The 17,043-nt window shown below is 51.9% G+C and carries 15 protein-coding genes; 5 read left to right on the forward strand and 10 right to left on the reverse strand.

The window, feature by feature from the left end:
- Positions 1-74: 74 nt before the first annotated feature.
- Genes ACM615_RS17375 through ACM615_RS17385 form a run of 3 tightly spaced genes read right to left on the reverse strand, consistent with a single transcriptional unit; the run spans position 75 to position 2,618 of the window.
- Complete coding sequence (locus ACM615_RS17375) at positions 75-299, reverse strand: hypothetical protein (RefSeq protein WP_120162824.1); 225 nt, start codon at positions 297-299, stop codon at positions 75-77.
- Positions 296-712, reverse strand: a complete 417-nt coding sequence (locus ACM615_RS17380) for a hypothetical protein (protein WP_431012237.1) — start codon at positions 710-712, stop codon at positions 296-298. Before ACM615_RS17380 ends, ACM615_RS17375 begins: the two co-directional genes overlap by 4 nt.
- Positions 713-761: 49 nt before the next feature.
- Entirely contained in the window at positions 762-2,618 is a 1,857-nt protein-coding gene (locus ACM615_RS17385) for a YadA-like family protein (protein WP_431012238.1), read from the reverse strand.
- 330 nt (positions 2,619-2,948) lie between these two features.
- On the opposite strand from ACM615_RS17385, the gene ACM615_RS17390 reads away from it, so the two are divergent.
- Positions 2,949-3,275, forward strand: a complete 327-nt coding sequence (locus ACM615_RS17390) for a hypothetical protein (protein WP_129638772.1) — start codon at positions 2,949-2,951, stop codon at positions 3,273-3,275.
- Positions 3,276-3,388: 113 nt separating this feature from the next.
- Here the strand turns inward: ACM615_RS17390 and ACM615_RS17395 are convergent, their stop codons facing one another.
- Complete coding sequence (locus tag ACM615_RS17395) at positions 3,389-3,793, reverse strand: EthD family reductase (protein ID WP_232829943.1); 405 nt, start codon at positions 3,791-3,793, stop codon at positions 3,389-3,391.
- 54 nt (positions 3,794-3,847) lie between these two features.
- Between ACM615_RS17395 and ACM615_RS17400 the strand changes: the two genes are divergently transcribed.
- Positions 3,848-5,227, forward strand: coding sequence for a cation:proton antiporter (locus ACM615_RS17400; RefSeq protein WP_129638773.1), 1,380 nt, complete (start codon positions 3,848-3,850; stop codon positions 5,225-5,227).
- A 45-nt stretch (positions 5,228-5,272) separates the two neighbouring features.
- Here ACM615_RS17400 and znuB read toward each other — a convergent pair whose 3' ends face one another.
- Together znuB and znuC are read right to left on the reverse strand one after the other, a co-directional pair.
- Entirely contained in the window at positions 5,273-6,058 is a 786-nt protein-coding gene (gene znuB, locus ACM615_RS17405; RefSeq protein ID WP_129638774.1) for a zinc ABC transporter permease subunit ZnuB, read from the reverse strand.
- Positions 6,055-6,813: a zinc ABC transporter ATP-binding protein ZnuC gene (znuC, locus tag ACM615_RS17410; protein ID WP_129638775.1), complete on the reverse strand. Its 759-nt coding sequence runs from the start codon at positions 6,811-6,813 to the stop codon at positions 6,055-6,057. The genes znuB and znuC overlap by 4 nt, the downstream gene beginning before the upstream one ends.
- Positions 6,814-6,906: 93 nt before the next feature.
- Here znuC and znuA point away from each other — a divergent pair, with 93 nt between their 5' ends.
- The 3 genes from znuA to lpxM all read left to right on the forward strand — a co-directional run bounded on the left by znuA (position 6,907) and on the right by lpxM (position 10,265).
- Positions 6,907-7,836: a zinc ABC transporter substrate-binding protein ZnuA gene (gene znuA / locus ACM615_RS17415; protein WP_120162889.1), complete on the forward strand. Its 930-nt coding sequence runs from the start codon at positions 6,907-6,909 to the stop codon at positions 7,834-7,836.
- A gap of 20 nt (positions 7,837-7,856) precedes the next feature.
- Positions 7,857-9,191: a murein DD-endopeptidase MepM gene (mepM, locus tag ACM615_RS17420; RefSeq protein WP_120162829.1), complete on the forward strand. Its 1,335-nt coding sequence runs from the start codon at positions 7,857-7,859 to the stop codon at positions 9,189-9,191.
- Positions 9,192-9,284: 93 nt separating this feature from the next.
- Positions 9,285-10,265 (forward strand): lauroyl-Kdo(2)-lipid IV(A) myristoyltransferase, encoded by a 981-nt coding sequence (lpxM, locus tag ACM615_RS17425; RefSeq protein WP_129638776.1) that lies wholly within the window; start codon positions 9,285-9,287, stop codon positions 10,263-10,265.
- Between the two features lie 45 nt (positions 10,266-10,310).
- On the opposite strand, the gene ACM615_RS17430 is transcribed toward lpxM, so the two are convergent.
- From ACM615_RS17430 to ACM615_RS17445, 4 genes are all read right to left on the reverse strand, one after another.
- Positions 10,311-11,531 carry an MFS transporter gene (locus tag ACM615_RS17430; RefSeq protein ID WP_129638777.1) on the reverse strand — a complete coding sequence of 407 codons (1,221 nt, stop codon included), beginning with the start codon at positions 11,529-11,531 and terminating at the stop codon, positions 10,311-10,313.
- A 113-nt stretch (positions 11,532-11,644) separates the two neighbouring features.
- Positions 11,645-14,029 (reverse strand): GNAT family N-acetyltransferase, encoded by a 2,385-nt coding sequence (locus ACM615_RS17435; protein WP_129638778.1) that lies wholly within the window; start codon positions 14,027-14,029, stop codon positions 11,645-11,647.
- 14 nt (positions 14,030-14,043) lie between these two features.
- Positions 14,044-15,348: a lysine N(6)-hydroxylase/L-ornithine N(5)-oxygenase family protein gene (locus ACM615_RS17440; protein ID WP_181955554.1), complete on the reverse strand. Its 1,305-nt coding sequence runs from the start codon at positions 15,346-15,348 to the stop codon at positions 14,044-14,046.
- 19 nt (positions 15,349-15,367) lie between these two features.
- The gene (locus tag ACM615_RS17445; protein WP_129638780.1) at positions 15,368-16,936 is read right to left on the reverse strand and encodes a pyridoxal phosphate-dependent decarboxylase family protein; all 1,569 of its coding nucleotides are present in this window, start codon (positions 16,934-16,936) and stop codon (positions 15,368-15,370) included.
- Positions 16,937-17,043: the final 107 nt, after the last annotated feature.

Raw genomic sequence — 17,043 nt, forward strand, 5'->3', positions numbered from 1 at the left:
CCTCTATATACTAGAACAGAAGTGCGGGACTGGCGGGAGAGAAGGGGGGAGATATAAAACGTAGTCAGAGTGCATTATTCTCTTTCTTTTTCCCAACTGACCAGAATTGAGACTTCATCGGGTTGCGCGATGAATTTACTGAGTGTGGCGGTATGACCGTCTTTCATCATGACCGATACGGCCACGCCAGTAATGCCGTGATCCAGCGGGGTTTCTTCAACGCGCTGAAGCATTTTCAGACAGGTAAATTGCTGCTCTGGCGGCAGATGTTTGAACTGATCGGTGTGGCGTTTTTTCATATCGGCATCCTTCCGTAAATTTGCCCATCACGCATTAAAACCAGCTTATGGGTGCGCTTGTAATAAATCGCTGTGAAAACACCTTTGCGATAGACCTGAGCATCCGCGTTATCTTCATCAAGGTATGCTGCAGTCCCTTCGATATATCCCTGCTTGTCAGCGGGAAAGATTTTGACATCGATGCCTTTAATACGTGCGTGCACAATCTTTTTTGCAGTCTGTGCATATTGCGCGGCTGCATTTTCCATTGATTGCTTTAACGCTGCGCTCTGAATGGCCGTCTGGCGATTTTGTTCTGCCATGTAACACGTATCTTTTGATATGCCTTGTGACTGACAGTCCGCCATTCTGGACGCCTGAGTGGAGCAGCCTGCAAGGACGGTCAGCGCAGCAATGACTAAAAGTTTTTTCATTTTGATTTACCCGTATTGGAAAGATGGGGGACGAGTCCCCCCTGAATTTTTACCAGCCAACACTCACGCCAGCGCCGTAACCGAAGTTACTTTGCGTATCGTCGGAGACTGACATTTTGACAATGGTGGATCTGCTGGCATGGAATGAAGCGCCCACGGACAGGGCGTTTTGTGAATCATAACCACCGACACCGGCACCGACCGCGAATTGCTGAGATTCCTGCACCTGAGGAATGTTGGCCTGTGCCATGGCAGAAGCAGAACCTGCGGCGGCTTCTTTCTTATTGCCATCAACCTCAGATTTCAGGTCGTTGAATTTCTTGTTGGTATAGTCATTTGCCTGCCCCAGGGTTTGTGCATCTGCCACCGCGCGGCTGTGAGATTCAGCCAGGATTTCGCCTTGCTGTTCCTGCTGTGTTTGTGCCAGGGTTTGGATCTGCTCCCCGTAATACACGCTCTCGATTTTTTGCTGCTTAGCGGCCATTACAGTCTTATTCTCTGCGGCTTGCTGCTGTTGAGCAACTTTCTGTTGTGTGGCATGAGCCGATGCATCGATCTCAGCCTGGGTCTTGGCCTGCACCATACGCTGGTATTTATCACTCTGAACCATCTGTAACTGCTTAGCCGCACCTTCCGCTGTGTCTTGTGCTGTTTTTGAATCGTTAGCAGCTTGTTCAGCCGTACCCTTTACATCACTTAAAGCAGATTTATTTTGATCGATTTCGTCTTGTTCAACGTGAGAAGCAGCTAAGGCGGCGGCAGCATTCATGCGTGAATAGTGATCTTGAGTGAGGTCTCTGCCATTTTGACCCGCAGCGCCGGTATCGCCTTTAGCGCCATCTTTGCCATCGACGCCATCGCGGCCTGCTGTTCCATCTTTGCCGTCAGCACCTTTCGCTCCATCTGCACCTACGGGACCTGTTTGGCCAGTAGCGCCATCTACAGCAGCTACCAGAGAAACATGTTGTTGAGCAGTACGATCTCTATTGGCCTGCTGCATTGCAGCGCCATCGATCTGAGCTTGCAGGTTATTATCGCTCTCCAGACGTGCGGAAGTTTCTTTATCAATCTGCTGGCGGGCGTAATTAACACCCATTGTTGCGGCTTTGATATCGTTATCCTGCTTGTCGTCGATGCCTTTCTGGTCATTTTTATTCTGGTCAATCTTTGCGTCTAATACCGCTTCATTGTCCATCGCGTTTTTATGCGCCGCATCAGCACGACCTAGAGCAAAGGCCGCTGCTGAACTCGCCTGTTCGATTTTTAGATCCTGACCATCATCACGAGTTGTTTGTGCTGTTTTGATGCTGTTGATCTTGACGTCCTGTAACTGGTCGTACCCTGACCGAGAAGCTAATTTTTCTGCAAGTGATGTTGTTTTAGCTGGTGCATTTAGAACAGGTGGTTCATCAACCAGCTTACTAGCAGTATGGGTGGATTGTGCGTCTGGGGGAGTGACAACTGGCTCAATCGGGACAATGGGTGCGAGTGAGTTTTGTGGTTTTTGAGCATCATCCTGAGTCGGTTTGATTGGCAGGATCTGTACAACTCTGTCTCCATTGTCATAACCGGTGTAGTAGCTATTTCCTTTCAGAGCATCATTAGCCTGTTGCAGCGTATCAGACTCATAAACTCTTGTGACCAATTCTGGTTTGAAGTGTGCAATTTCAGGATTGTTTGAAAAATAGTTATCTGCAGCTTCTTTATCAGCCCCTGATAAAGCGGCTTCTGCAGTATTTGGTGCAACAGCCGTACCTATAATTACGCCAGCCAGCGCAGCAGACGTTAATACACGCCGGATTGTCGAGACCGAAACACCGAAAATATTAGCAAGTTCGGTTGTACTGGTTTGCCCTGCTGCGAAAACTGAAATTATTTGAGTGTTACGACTGCTTGAAGAATTCATCTGTTTTTTCCGGCCATAAAATAAGTATCTGTTAGCGACAAATAAGAAGCATTATCAGAACGCTCTTTCTGTCTCTTCACGAAAATCATACATGCGGTGAATGTGACTTGCTTCACGCATTCACCGAACGTTTGACTTATGTCAAGAAACGTAAACTTATAGCGCTACATGAATTTGTTTCACTTAGCGCGCTTATTTGTCGCTAATGGACACAAATTTGAGTGTCTGCATTGTAAGGAACTAGGAATTTTCGTAGCGAATAGCGACGGGATGAAATCTCTATGAGATTCTTGTACAATATGCAGGGTTAAAAAAACGGGAGATAAGTGAATGGCAGATAACGCAAATGAGTTCCTGGACTATGTCCGGAGGCTGGATATTGATCAGCCCGCGTTGTGTATCCTGTTGGGACTGCCGCGCAGCACGTTAAATAAGTGGATCAACGGCACGGTGACGCAAATCCCACAAGTGGCCGTTTCTGCTGTCAGAATGCTTTGGTTCATGCGCAACAGTGATGAAGCATTATTTGAAAAGTGGGCGATAGTGCAGGATTTTGGTGTGACTGCCGACTATGCCGTCAATGACAGAGTGCAGGAATTCTTGCATACGATTAAACGTGAACCCAGCCCGGCGATCAAAAAGCTATTGAACAAATAACGCAGCGGGCAGGATGTTTGCCGCAGCTGACGGGCGATAAAAAAGGCGGTTAACTTTTAGGGTTAACCGCCTTTTTTATCAGAAGAGCAGGGTGACTTATTCAGATATCAACTTCAGACAACAACGTCGAAAATCATCTTCACCGGTTCGATATTCGTAAAGTTCGCCACATCCGCGACGAAATCTGCAGCATTATCTTTCATGCCTTTTTCGAAGTCTTCCATTGAGAGGCAATAGATATGGCAGGCAGCAATGAATGGGGTCTCTGCCGGTGCGCCCTCGGGCATTTTGTCGATGGCATAAGAATGGCAATACTCGCCCATTCGGCGTTTGATCAGCGGTAAATGCACATCGCGGTAATAATCATGGTCGAAGGTTCCGCCTTTAATGTTCGGGTAAAGCACGCTGTATTTAATCACGTCGTCTCTCGTCTGTTTACGGATAAAAATCAATTTTAGCGTACCGGCCACGGTCGCGCCTCGCCATTTGTGCCCGATGATATTTATCTGAAAAATCATTCATCTGCTCATATGTACTATGCTTAATAGATTGATATTTAGCATGGAATACGCATGGGATTTTTAGGTTGGACAGCGGCAGTCGGAGGGCTGCTATTGATCATGTCACTGGCGTCGGGGTGGATTTCCCGCGGCCCTGTGACGACTTTTGGTTTATATCTGGCGGCGGGAATTGTCTGTGGCCCCTGGGTTCTGGATTTGCTGCATATCGATCTGGTGGCCTATTCCACGCTCACCGCTCATTTCACTGAAATCGCCATGGCGGCGTCTCTGTTTATTACCGGGCTCAAGCTGAGGTTACCTTTTCGCGCGCAAAGCTGGCGCGTAGGCGTGTTGCTGGCGTTTCCGGCTATGCTCCTTACCGTTTTGTGTGTCGCAGGTATTGCGCATTACATCACCGGTATTTCCTGGCCGCTGGCACTGGCGCTGGGTGCAATTATCGCGCCAACGGATCCGGTGCTCGCCAGCATGATTGCGGTGAATGATGCTAATGATGACGATGGTTTACGCGTTGCGCTTTCCAGCGAAGCCGGCATGAATGATGGCTCCGCGCTGCCGATCCTGATGCTGGCGCTGATGCTGTTTACCGCGAATGAAGGTCTCTCTTCGCAGGCCATCTGGCACTGGGCGTGGCGTGATGTTGTCTGGGCATTATTGGGCGGGCTGGCGATTGGTTATGCAATGGGCAAGCTGGTCGGGCTGAGTGCCACGCGTTTTCACAGCCGTCAGCGAACGGTCGCGCCCAGTGATTTTCTGGCACTGTCGCTGATCGCGCTAAGTTACGCCGCTGCGCAGAGTTTAGATGCTTCCGGTTTTCTCGCCGCCTTTGCCGCCGGTGTCGGGCTTCGCAGCGCAGAAGTGCGCGTTGTTTCCCTGCATCCGCCAGACGATGTGGAAGAAGGCTCGCGGCCGCCACCGGCGGAAGTGATGGTCAATCCGCATCAGCGCCACTCCATGCAGGCCGAAATGCCGCGCAATTCTATCGGGCTGATGGTCGGTGATGCACTCTCTTTTGGCGATACGATTGAACGTATCTTTGCGGCGGGGATCGTCATGGTGCTCGGTATCACGCTGGCTGAGCACTGGGAACCGATGGGTCTGCTGATTGCTGCGTTGCTGTTTATCGTGATCCGGCCGCTGGCGGTATATATCACCACGCTTGGCGTGCATGTGCCGAAGGGAAGGCGGCTGATGATTGGCTGGTTCGGTATTCGTGGTATCGGCAGTATGAATTACATCGCTTATGCCTGGACACACGGTTTACACGGGGCAGAAGCCAATTATATGACCAATATTGCCTTTACCGTCATTGTGACCAGCGTAGTCATTCACGGGCTGACCGTTTCACCGGTGCTGAGCTGGCGTAAAGCGAGACAGGAGGCCGCACGGGAAGAACGGGAAGCGCGGGAAAAAGAGCAGGAAAATGAAGCATAGAAAAACGGACGCTCAGGGCGTCCGTTTTTCTTTCTGATGTGGCGGTCAGGCAATCTGTTTTTTGCTGAGACTGAGCATAAACAGCGCCGCAGCACAGAGCACGACAGAAGGGCCTGCCGGTGTATCGTAAAACGCCGAAAATGTCAGGCCGCCGGTAACGGCAATAATGCCAATTGCAACTGCCACCAGTGCCATCTGTTCGGGCGTTTTAGCAAAACGGCGTGCCGTTGCCGCAGGGATAATCAGCAGAGAGGTAATGATCAGTGCACCGACGAATTTCATCGCCAGACCAATCGTCAGCGCGGTCACCAGCATCAGGACAACCCGGGAACGCTGCAGATTCACGCCATCTACATGGGCCAGTTCAGGGCTGATGGTCATCGACAGCAAGGCGCGCCATTGCCAGCACAGCACGGCGATGACCACCGTTACACCGATGCCAATCATCCAGATGTCGCTGTAAGTCACAGACAGCAAATCACCGAACAGATACGCCATCAGATCGACACGCACACCCGACATCAGGCTGACCACAACCAGCCCGAGCGACAGGGCGCTATGCGCCATAATCCCCAGCAGCGTATCGACGGCGAGATGCGGTTTACGCTCCAGCGCCACCAGCAATACGGCAAGTAATAAGGTGACGGCGATAACGGTATAAAAAGGATTGATATTGAGCAGCAAACCGAACGCAACGCCCAGCAGTGAGGCGTGTGCCAGCGTATCGCCGAAATATGACATCCGTCGCCAGACCACAAATGAACCCAGCGGTCCCGCAGCAATAGCCAGCAAAACACCGGCCAGCCAGCCCGGTAATAACAGCGCGATCATGCGTCACGACCTCCGGTATTACGCAAAATTATCTTTCCCTTTAAATCATGACGATGATTGTGGTTGTGACGGTAAATTGCCAGTTGCTCTGCACCGCGGTTGCCAAACATCGCAATAAATTCTGGGTGCGTCGACACCACTTCAGGTGAACCGGAACAGCAGATATGTTGATTCAGACACAGCACTTCATCGGTTTTCGCCATCACCAGATGCAAATCATGCGACACCATCAGCACCGCACAACCCAGCTCGCAGCGCAGGCTGTCGATCAGATTGTAAAGCGCCAGTTGTCCGTTGACGTCAACACCTTGCGTGGGTTCATCCAGTACCAGTAACTGCGGGCTGTTCATTAATGCCCGCGCTAAAAGGACACGCTGGTTTTCGCCACCGGATAACTTTTGCATCGGTTGGTCCAGCAGATGCGCGGCCTGAACGCGTTTAAGCGCAGGCAGAATATCGCTTTTCTTCACGCCAGGTTTGAGACGCATAAAGCGACTGACGGTCAGCGGCATGGTCGGATCAAGGTGAATTTTTTGCGGAACGTAGCCGATACGCAAGCCCGGTTCGCGGGTCATGACGCCTTCTGTGGGCGCAATCAGGCCAAGTACCACACGGACTAATGTGGATTTCCCCGCCCCATTCGGGCCGAGAAGGGTCAGGATTTTCCCCGGTTGCAGGTTCAGCGAGATGTTAGACAGCACGCGTCGGGAACCGAAAGTCACTGATATATTTTGGAGCGTAGCTAATGTGGGCATGTCATAGGGTCTTGCAGAACAAATCGGATGTTATAATATTGCGTTTCGCGAAAAATAACCAGTTTCCCCCACACGAAGATGAGTTCACTCAGCATGATACAGAAAAAAAGCGTTAAACGGATGTTTCTGGCAGCCGCAATATTGACTTCAGGTGCGGTTTTCAGCGCGCAGGCCGACGTTGTAGCCTCCGTACGCCCGCTGGGATTCATTGCATCAGCGATTGCCGACGGCGTCATGCCGACAGAGGTCTTGCTGCCTGACGGCGCATCACCGCATGATTTTGCCCTGCGTCCTTCCGATATTGCACGCCTGCGCAGCGCCGATCTGGTGGTATGGGTGGGGCCGGAAATGGAAGCCTTCATGACCAAATCCGCCGCACAGTTACCACCAAACCGTCAGGTAGAAATTGCGACATTACCGGCCGTCAAACCGTTGCTGATGAAAGGCGGTGAGGATGAGCATGACCACGATCATGCCCATGAAAATGACGGGGATGAGCACCATCACGGTGAGTACAATATGCATGTCTGGTTATCACCGGAAATCGCCCGTGAAGCCGCAATTGTGATCCATGACAAACTTGTGGAGCTGGTTCCGCAGAAAAAGCAACAATTAGATGCAAATTTGGCACGTTTTGAAGATGGCTTGACAAAAACTGACAAAAATATTGGTACTATGCTGCAGCCTGTGCAGGGTAAGGGATATTTTGTTTTTCACGACGCTTATGGCTACTTTGAAAAACACTTCGGCCTCTCGCCACTTGGTCACTTTACGATCAACCCTGAAATTCAACCCGGCGCACAGCGATTACATCTCATTCGAACACAGTTGGTTGAGCAAAAAGCGACCTGCATTTTTGCTGAGCCACAATTCAGGCCGGCCGTCATAACGGCTGTTGCCCAGGGAACAAAAGTGCGTATGGGCACATTGGATCCGCTGGGGAGCGGCATTGAACTGGATGCGGACAGCTATGTGAACTTTTTGTCACAGCTGGCGAACCAGTACCTGAGCTGCCTGAAGTAAGCTAAAAGGACAGAATTTAAGTGCAGCTGATAGCCCGATCTATCGCTCTGGCGTATAGCAACCTTCCACGGCCCCACCGCATTATGCTGGGGTCTCTTACCGTCGTCACACTGGCTGTGGCCGTATGGAAACCGTTAGCTTACCACCCGGACAACGACCTTTCTGATACCAGACCGCTGGTTAAAAATATCACCCTCGATAATCAGCAATTACGTTCTTTGCTTCCCGAAGCCAGCGAACCTATCGATCAGACCCCACCGGCCGACGATGACATCCCGCAGGATGATCTTGACGACAAAACGGCCAATGAAGCGGGCGTCCATGAATACGTTGTTTCTACCGGCGATACCCTCAGCAGCATTCTGAATCAGTACGGCATTGATATGTCAGAAATTGCCGCGCTGTCTGACGCCAACCGTGATTTGCGTAATCTGAAAGTCGGTCAGCAGATTTCCTGGACACTGAATGATGCCGGGGATTTACAGCGTCTGACCTGGGAAAAATCGCGCCGCGAAACCTATACCTTTGACCGTTCCGGCAGCACCTTTAAAGCTTCTCTCGAAACCCTGAAAGGGGAATGGAAAGACACGGTGATTAAGGGTTCGCTGAACGGGAGTTTTGTCACCAGCGCCAGAGCCGCAGGGCTGAGCAGCGGTGAAGTCAGTGCCGTTATCAAAGCGCTGCAATGGCAACTCGATTTCCGTAAGTTACAGAAAGGCGATGATTTTGCGGTTCTGATGTCCCACGAAGTGCTGGATGGCAAAAACGAACAAAGCGAATTGCAGGCCGTGCGTATGCGCACTGGCGGTAAAGATTATTACGCAGTTCGCGCGGAAGACGGTAAGTTTTATGACCGTTCAGGCAGCGGGCTGGCTAAAGGTTTCCTGCGTTTCCCTACCGGTAAACAATATCGCGTTTCTTCCAACTTTAATCCGCGTCGTCTGAACCCGGTTACCGGCCGTATTGCGCCGCACCGTGGCGTTGATTTCGCGGTACCTGTCGGCACGCCGGTTCTGGCTGTCGGCGACGGTGAAGTGGTGGTTGCCAAGAATGGCGGGGCGGCAGGTAACTATGTGGCGATCCGCCACGGTCGTCAGTACATGACCCGTTATATGCACCTGCGCAAAATTCTGGTGAAACCAGGTCAGAAAATTAAACGCGGTGACCGCATCGCGCTTTCCGGCAACACTGGTCGTTCCACCGGCCCGCATCTGCATTTTGAAATGTGGATCAACCAGCTGGCCGTTAATCCGCTGACAGCGAAATTGCCACGTACCGAAGGGCTGACCGGTAAAGACCGTGCGACTTATCTGGCCACCGTTCGTCAGGTTGTTCCTCAACTGAAGCTGGACTGACCGCTTAGGTTTTAATGATTAGCTGCCGTGATTTATTGCAAAATAACTCACGGCACTTATCATTAAGCCAGAATTTGATATAAGAGCCTGAGCATGCAGCCAGAAAAAGAAAAACGATCTTCCGCAGAATTTATTCCGCAATTTCAGAAAGCCTTCTACCATCCGCGTTACTGGGGCGTCTGGCTGGGCGTCGGTGCGATGGCAACCATGGCCTGTTTACCCGCGAAAGTCCGTGATCCGGTGTTAGGCAGTCTGGGGCGTCTGGCAGGAAAGTTTGCCAAAGGCGCCCGACGTCGTGCTCAAATCAATCTGTTGTATTGCCTGCCTGAAACGCCGGAAGCTGAACGCGAACACATCATTGATGAAATGTTTGCAACCGCGCCGCAGGCGATGGTGATGATGGCTGAACTGGCAATACGTAATCCGGAAAACGTCATGCAGCGCGTACACTGGCATGGCAAAGAAATTATCGATGAGATGAAGGCGAAAGGCCAGAATGTGATTTTTCTGGTGCCGCATGGCTGGGCTGTGGACATCCCTGCGATGCTGATGGCCGCTGAAGGCCAGCCGATGGCCGCGATGTTCCACAACCAGAAAAACCCGCTGACCGATTATCTGTGGAACACCGTACGTCGTCGTTTTGGTGGTCGTATGCACGCACGTAATGACGGCATTAAACCGTTCATCAGCTCCGTGCGTCAGGGGTACTGGGGCTATTATCTGCCGGACCAGGATCACGGTGCGGAACACAGCGAGTTCGTGGATTTCTTCGCGACCTACAAGGCGACATTGCCTGCAGTAGGGCGTCTGATGAAAGTCTGCCGCGCCGCCATTGTCCCGTTATTCCCGGTGTATAACGGTCGTGAACAGCGTCTGGATATTTACGTCCGACCGCCGATGGACGATCTGGCCACTGCGGATGATAACTACATTGCGCGACGCATGAATGAGGAAGTGGAAATTCTGGTTGGACCGAATCCGGAACAGTACACCTGGATCCTCAAACTGCTTAAAACCCGCAAGCCGGGTGAGCCTGAGCCGTATTCGCGTAAAGAGCTGTATCCGAAGAAATGACCGTCTGGATTTAAAAATAAGCTGAGGCTCACACCTCAGCTTTTTTTATGCTTTTTTCGATGAGTCCTTTAGAAATGCCGCAATCAGGATTATGCCAGCCACGCCAGCGATAAGGCCTGCAAGCATAAAAATGCCGTTACCCAATGCAAAATACAGCTGTTTAGCGATTTCAATTCCGGCTGCAAACACCACGATAGTCATCAGCCCTAGTGCCGCTGCCACGGTGCCTTTTCCTGTCGGACTGGAAAACAGCGTCAGACGATAAAGACCCGCATTCACCAGTCCGGTACCCAACGCGTAAAGACTCAGCCCAGCAACCATCCAGAACCAGGCATGTGCCATAAACAATGCGGCGAACGCACTGACCAACAAACCGAGAACAATCGGCACAATCCCGAGCCAGACCGGTGTGCGGATATTCACTCTGCCGCTGATTCTGCTCAGGGTGATATTGCCAATAATCAGGCCGGTGAACACCGGAACCTGCAACCAGCCATATTGTAATGGCGTCATACCTGCGTCCTGGATAAGCAAAACAGGCGACTGTGCGACCCACGCCAGCAACGGCAGGGTGATCAATCCGATGGCGAGTGAGCCCATCACCACGCCTTTATTGGAAAACACTTCACGGTAATCGGCCAGCAGTCTGCGCATTGAAAAGCGGCCATCACGACCGGAAGCGGTTTCCGGCATACTGCGCCACAAGCCCCAGAATGCCAGAGCGGAGATGACGGAAAACAGCGCAAACATGGCTTTCCACGGTGCGTAATGAATGAACGCCGCACCCGCCAGTGGCCCGAGCAGCGGGGCGATCAGCGTGATGTTCGCCATCAGTGCCATCAGTTTGACACTGAGCGTTTCGCTAAACGCTTCCTGGATCGCGGCGTAACCAACCGCACCGATGAAACACAGGCTCATCCCTTGCAAAAACCGCATCAGAATAAACTGCCCGATGCTTTGGGTGAAAACGGTCAGCAGGCAGGTAACGGTGAAAAAGGCCACGCCCGCGAGTAATACCGGCCTGCGTCCGAGGCGGTCGGAAAGCGGACCCAGCAGCCATTGCAGCAGAATTCCGCCACACAGATACGCGGTCAGTGAGGTGGATACCCAGTCGGCGCTGGCGCTGAAATCACTGATTACCTGCAACATGCCTGGCTGGATCATATCGTGGGCGATATAGGTGGCGAACTCGAACAGCACCAGCGACAGCGGGAACAGCCACTGGCGGGAATTCAGCCGTGAGGCGGGTTCAGAAACGGACGACATAACATTCACTCTCCGGTACTCAAAATCAAAAAAGCGCGGCCTGTAAAAGCCGCGCAACTATTCATCGCATTAAAATTTCATCACTTTAAGGTTTCATCACTTTAAAGTGTTGCTCAGTAGCGGTTAGCGTACGCCGCAATCGGGTTTTCCAGCGTACCGGCGAATTTCAGATTTTGCGCCGGATCTGACAGGTTGATCATCTGCTGGTTATTCGCCAGTTGCAGACGGTTCAGGCACGAGTGCGTGAACTCGGCGCCAAACATGTCATAGCGCGCAAATTTCCCAGCCAGTTCCGGATACTGAATCTGGTAATCGCGCACCACTTCCGCCACCACCTGCCAGAACTGACCGGCCGGATAATCGCCGTTCTCTTCCAGAATACGGGCGATGAAGCGGAATACGCCGGCAAAGACGTCGGTGAAGATCGACAGAATTTTCAGGTCTTCCGGCACATCGACGGCCAGACGTTTGGCTTTCTCCGGCAGGTTAGCGTCGGGATTCATTACCGCAATTTCTTCGGCGATATCCTTCATGAAAGCATTCACCGGAATATTGTTTTCGAAACGCAGGATCAAGTTTTCGCCGTGCGGCATGAACACCAGATCGTACTGATAGAAACAGTGCAGCAGCGGGCTGAGGTAGGCGTGCATATAGCGTTTCAGCCAGTCACCGGTCGCCAGACCGGAGGATTTGATCATCTCGACAATCAGCGCATCGCCATATTTGTCGGTGTGAAGCAGCGCGGCCATGGTCATCAGTCGCTGATTCGGCTTTAACTGCGCAACCGGATTTTCACGCCACAAAGCGGCAAACATTTTCTTGTACGCGCTGTCACCTTTTATCGCTTCTTCGAAGTAGTGATTGTGATAACCAATCGAAGCGACTTCCTGCAAAATGCTGAAACCGGTGGATTGCAGATAGGAATCGTTTTCCACCAGTTCCGCCAGCCATTCGTTGATGCCCGGCGTGGTCGCCATGTAATACGGCGACAGCCCGCGCATAAAGCCCATATTCAGAATCGACAGGGCGGTTTTGACGTATCGCGCTTTGGGACGACTGGCGTTATAGAAGGTGCGGATTGACTGCTGTGCCAGATATTCATCATTGCCTTCACCGAGATAAATCAGGAACTGACGGGCAATATCCGGGGCGAAAACGGTCAGCAATTTATTCTGCCACTGCCACGGATGAACCGGCATGAAATAGTAATTTTTCGGATCCACGCCCATATCGACCAGCTTCTGCGTGAAGGCACAAATCTGCGCGTCGCCCAGTTCCTCGGCGATCAGTTTTTCATACGGCAAACCTTCAACACTGGCGAAATGTGCTTTGTCATGGTGAACCGCCACCCAGACCAGTTGCAGCGGATTGGCTGCTTCCGGCGCGTAACGCACATAATCACCGGCATCAAAACCGATGCGACCGTTGTTGGCGATGAAGCTCGGATGGCCTTCGGTCATGCTGGTTTCAACGGTCTGGAAATCGGCTTCTGACAGCTGTTTTGCCGTTGTATGGTTGTTCACCAGTTTGTAGGCGCTGCTGTAAAGCGTACTGCTGATTTCTTCCAGATAGGTCGGCAGCATGGCTTGAGAAATGCCGATTTTTTCAGCGAATTCAATGATGAATTTCACGGCATCCAGCGGCTGCGGGCTGAGATTATCCAGGCGTTGAATGCTGTCGAGATCAATCATCCAGTCATTTAACGGCAACTGGCGCGCACGGAAACGGTATTCGATTTCCGAGGCCGGTACTGCCAGCTGATAGTCTGTCCAGGTGCCGGTAGTTTTCAATGCCTGCGGGGCGAGCAGGCGCTCGTGCGTGAGTTCGGACAGACATTTGCGCAGCAGCAGGGCATTGGCTTTTGCCCAGATTTCAGGTTGCAGATGCTGACCTGTTTGCATAGTGGATGGCGTCATACTGTTTTTTTCCTTCTGGCTGGCCTGAATAAAATCCTCACGCTGGCAAAATGCCAGCCATGCCGTTTTGTGTGTCAGCTGAACTTGTTTCTGATAACGGAAACCGGCGCGCTTGTTCAGCTTGTGAATTTTCTCGTTGCGCACATCGGGCTCGACCACCACGCGTTTCACGTCCGGCTGGCTGAACAGATATTCCATAACTGCGGAAAACACCTGCCAGCTGAAACCTGTGACAGGTTTGTCGGCGGGAGAAAGCAGGATATGCATGCCCATATCGCCGGGCTGAACGTCGTAATGTTCACGCAGCGGATCGTCCTGAACCGGATAGCATTCAATCAGGAACTGCGGCTGGCCGTCGATTTCACCCATCAGCGCGGCTAGTGAGTTTCCCGCTGTCAGGTCGCGGTAAAACGCATCCACTTCGGCGACGGTACTGTTTTGCATCCCCCAGAAATGCGCGTAGGGCTGAATCATCCAGCCATGCAAAATGGCGGCATCTTTTTCCAGCGCAAGAGGGCGAAAGGACAGTTTTCCTGCGGCACGCTGGCAGGAAAATACGGAACTGGGAATAGCATCAGTCATCGGTAAATTCTCCGTTAGTTTCCGGCAAGGTTGCGGGTGCAAAAGGTCTGGAAGGCGATGGATTTCTCCACCGGATACACTTCGCGCCCCAGCATTTCGCGGATAATCGTACTGTTGCGGTAGCATGCCATGCCCAGATCCGGTGTAACGAAACCGTGGGTATGCAGCTCGGCGTTTTGTACGAAAATCTGGTTATGGGCATCAATACTGTAATTGCGGTTGACGGCGTAACGACCGGCGTCATCCCACTGAATGCGGTTGTAAATGCCTTCGACAAACTGCGGCGGCTGATAGCCGTAGCCGGTGGCGAGGATCACTGACTCCGTACGGTGCCGGTATTCCTGCTGCTGCTCGTGGTGCAGCAGGTTCATCTCCAGTTCACCATGGTGGTTGCGGGTCAGCGATGTCAGTTCTGAATGGGTGTACAAATCAACGTTCAGCGGGCCGTCGAGGCGCTTGATGTACATCAGGTCGTAGATATCGTTGATCAGACTGATATTTATGCCTTTATACAGGCACTTCTGTTCCCGGTTGAGCTGATCGCGTTTGGCCATCGGTAATTCGTGGAAATAGTCGATGTATTCCGGTGAGGTCATTTCCAGCGTCAGTTTGCTGTATTCGAGCGGATAGAAACGCGGTGCGCGGGTCACCCATGTCAGATGGTAATCATGCTTATCGATATCAGAGAGCAGGTCATAGTAAATTTCCGCTGCGCTCTGACCGCTGCCGACGACGGTGATGGATTTGGAATTCTGTACCTGTTCTTTGTTCGGCAGATAGGCTGAAGAGTGATGCACGTTGTTGCCCGCATCACGGGCGCAGGCGGGCATCCACGGCGACGGGCCAGTACCCAGCACCAGCCGTTTAGTGCGGTAAATCTGATTCTCGTTACTTTTGGTCGAGCGTGTCTGAACCAGATAGCATTCCTGCGTTGCGTCCCAGGTCACCAGTTCCACACGCGTGGAAAATTGCAGGCTGCTTAGCTGGCTGCACGCCCACTGGCAATACTGGTTAAACTCTTTGCGCATCATGAAGAAATCTTCACGGATGTAGAATGAGTAGAGTTTTCCCTGCAATTTCAGGTAATTCAGAAAGCTGTAAGGGCTGGTCGGATCGGCGAGCGTGACCAGGTCGGCCATAAACGGCGTCTGCAAATGCGCACTTTCCAGCATCATGCCAGTGTGCCAGTCGAAGCTGTCATTCTGATCTAAAAAAAGACCTTTCAGCTCTTTCACCGGTTCAGTCAGACAGGCCAGGCCGAGGTTGAACGGGCCGATGCCCACGGCGATAAAATCATACATCTGTTCGGTTGAATTCATATTCATGGTGCGGCTCCTTTTACCGGTTTTTGGCGGCGCTCAGCGCAGTGGCAGTCAGTTCTTTGCCGTAATGCGTGATCAGACTGAGCACATCGGCAACGTCTTCCGTGGTGGTGGTCGGGTTCAGCAAGGTGAATTTCAGATACTGACGGTCATGGACTTTGGTACCGGCAATCACGGCGCTGCCGTCGCGGAAAATCGCTTTACGGATACCCGCATTAATCGCGTCAATCTGCTCATGATTCATGGACATACGCGGCACGAAACGGAACACCAGCGTGCTGAGCTCCGGTTTATGCAGCACTTCAATGTTCGGGTTCTGTTCCATCATCTGATGGGTTTCGGTGGCGCGTTCCAGCAGCACATCAAAGGATTCACCCAGCGCCTGCTGGCCCATGATGCGTAGCGTCAGCCACATTTTGAGGGCATCAAAACGTTTGGTGGTCTGAATACTTTTGTTGACGAGGTTCGGTGTGCCTTCGAGTTTTGCACTCAACGGATTCAGGTATTCGGCGTGGTGAGTAACATGCTCCAGATGGCTGTGATCGTTAACCAGAAACGCGCTGCAACTCACCGGCTGGAAGAAGGATTTGTGATAATCCACGGTGACGGAATCCGCCAGATGAATACCTTCAATGCGCTGACGATGCTGAGGCGACACCAGTAACCCGCAACCGTAAGCGGCATCAGCGTGCATCCAGATTTTTTCTTTGCGGCAGATTTCGGCAATTTCATTCAGCGGGTCGATACTGCCAAAGTCGGTGGTGCCTGCAGTCGCCACCACGGCGATCGGGATCAGCCCTTCTGCGTGGCAGCGCTCGATTTCGGCTTTAAGCACGTTTATGTCCATACGGAACGCACTGTCACAAGCCACCGGCACCACGGCGTCATAACCCAGGCCGAGCAGGGCAGCGGATTTCTGAATGCTGAAATGGCTGACCTGAGAGCTGAAAATACGCCAGCGGTTAGCTTCCGGCGGCAGACCCTGATATTTGATGCTGTGTTGCGGACGGGTACGTTTGCAGTGACTGTCACGCGCCAGCAGCATCGCCATCAGGTTGGATTGCGTACCGCCGCTGGTGAAAATGCCGTCGGACTGTGCGCCAAAACCTATACGGGCGAGAGTCCAGTCGATGACTTTTTGCTCGATTAAGGTGCCACCTGCGCTCTGGTCCCAGGTGTCTACGGAAGAGTTAATCGCGCTGATAAAAAGCTCCGCCAGCTGGGACGGAACCACGGTCGGACAGTTCAGATGTGCAAGGTATTTCGGGTGATGAAAATAAACCGCGTGCTGAAGATATAAATCATCCAGTTCTTCCAGAGCCAGACGTGTTCCTGCAAGGGGTTTGGTCAGATCAATATGTCGAAATTGTTCTGCTAATTCAGCGGGAGATACACCGGAAAAAGGTTTTTCCGTGTGGTTAATGTGAGATTTAATTAATTCAATCCCTTGTTCAATCTGGGCCTGCCATTCCGGCGTGCTATTTTGATTGAATATATAACCCTTATTTTCACTTATTTTAGCCTGAGTGATCATGAGGTCTTTGGTGCTGTCCTGCATTATTTCCCAATTATTTATCTGGCTCATCTTGGACCCTTTGTGTTTTTCCGTTCCCTTTACTACGGGCAAGGGGAGGCCACCCGGTAAAGTCAGGAGATTTCAGTGAACGTGTGTATTAGCAGGCAGGGCTTAAG

Source organism: Rahnella sp. PAMC25617, from assembly GCF_050606005.1.
Lineage (GTDB): Bacteria > Pseudomonadota > Gammaproteobacteria > Enterobacterales > Enterobacteriaceae > Rahnella > Rahnella variigena.